The organism is Kaistella sp. (genome assembly GCF_032060305.1).
GTDB lineage: Bacteria > Bacteroidota > Bacteroidia > Flavobacteriales > Weeksellaceae > Kaistella > Kaistella yananensis.
Map to the genome: position 1 here is coordinate 1 of NZ_DAMBHK010000151.1, position 1,640 is coordinate 1,640.

General features: G+C 42.7%; 3 protein-coding genes. All 3 read left to right on the forward strand.

Translation table 11 applies throughout. The annotated features are described in order from the left end of the window. On the forward strand, window positions 1–141 hold a 141-nt coding region (locus V5N63_RS11845; protein WP_332034108.1), incomplete at its 5' end, for a HopJ type III effector protein. Window positions 142–198: 57 nt separating this feature from the next. After that, a complete protein-coding gene (locus tag V5N63_RS11850) occupies window positions 199–324 on the forward strand; it encodes a hypothetical protein (RefSeq protein ID WP_332034106.1) in 126 nt (41 codons plus the stop codon). Between the two features lie 162 nt (window positions 325–486). Then, a partial coding sequence (locus tag V5N63_RS11855; protein ID WP_332034107.1) for a formate--tetrahydrofolate ligase occupies window positions 487–1,640 on the forward strand: 1,154 nt, incomplete at its 3' end.

The following is a 1,640-nucleotide window of genomic DNA, read 5'->3' on the forward strand; positions in this document are numbered from 1 at the left end:
CTGGCGCTGTTCGGGGATTTCTACAGAACTGATGTGCTGAAAAATCCTGAAGGCAACGACCACCAGAACATCCGCAACTTTATGCAATATGGCTGGGACGGAATTGCTTTTGAGGGCCAGGCACTGGCAGAAAAGGAGTAATCTGCAGAAATGTTTGGCGTAATTCTTGAAACAGGTATTTCATAAAAAATAATTATTATGAATCCAACACTTTTAAGAAGACTCCTAATGTGGGTCGCGCCAATTGCAATAGGTTACGTCGTAAAAAAATACGAAGAGAAACAAGCCAGAAAAAAACAGGCAAAAGCACTGGCCACAAACTAGTCGCCCTGAACAACAGAAAATATCCAGCTTAATTAAAGGCTGGATATTTTTTTATGCGGTAAACCGATCGCACAAAAAACCGTAAAACTGACGAATCGCATTACGGAAAAATGAGAAGAGAAGATTCTTATGATTAATTTTGAGTACCTAAATTAAGTAAAAATGAATTTCCCTACCGACTTAGAAATCGCCTCTGCAGCCAAAATTCAGCACATCAAGCATATCGCTGAGAAAATTGGAATCGACCACGATGATCTGGAATACTACGGAAAATATAAAGCTAAAATTCCGTTATCGTATATCGATGAAGAAAAAATTAAGAAGGCAAAACTTATTTTAGTTACCGCCATTAACCCTACTCCAGCGGGCGAAGGAAAAACTACGGTTAGTGTCGGGCTGTCGGACGGGTTGAATAAAATCGGTAAAAAAGCGATTGCGGTTCTGCGTGAACCGAGTCTGGGACCGGTTTTCGGGATTAAAGGCGGCGCAGCAGGCGGGGGTTATGCACAAGTGATTCCGATGGTGGATATCAACCTGCATTTTACCGGAGATTTTGCGGCGATTGAAAAAGCCAACAACCTGCTTTCTGCACTTATCGACAATAATCTGCAGAACAAAAAACATAATCTGAACATCGACCCACGAACCATTACCTGGAAGCGTGTAATGGATATGAACGACCGAAGTCTGAGACAGATTGTAATCGGTTTGGGTGGATCGAACAACGGAATTGCGCGGGAAGAAGGTTTCAATATTACTCCGGCGTCTGAAGTGATGGCGATTCTCTGTATTGCGAAGGATTTCGAAGATTTAAGAGAAAGACTCGGTAATATTTTCGTGGGTTATACCTTCGATAAAAAACCTGTTTACGCCAGAGATTTAAAAGCTGAGGGCGCTATGGCCATTCTGTTGAGAGATGCTATAAAACCTAATTTGGTACAGACGCTGGAGGGCAATCCGGCGATTCTGCACGGCGGTCCGTTTGCGAACATTGCGCAGGGAACCAATACGATTATCGCTACCAAAACCGGACTTTCTCTGGCAGATTTCGTTGTAACGGAAGCAGGTTTCGGTGCGGATCTGGGTGCGGAAAAATTCTTCCATATTAAATGTCATTATGGAAATTTAAAACCTGATGCTTTTGTTCTTGTCGCTACCATCCGCGCCCTTCGTTATCATGGCGGCGCAACGAAAAAAGGGGAATTCGACAAAACCAATCTTCAGTTCGTGAAAAACGGCATCGACAACCTGAAAAAGCATATTGAAAATGCCTTTAAATTCGGTTTAAGACCGATTGTAGCCATCAATCATTTCGC

Excerpts from the sequence above, each read along its gene's own strand:
- V5N63_RS11850 (WP_332034106.1), top strand. The coding sequence starts at position 199 with ATGAATCCAACACTTTTAAGAAGACTCCTAATGTGGGTCGCGCCAATT.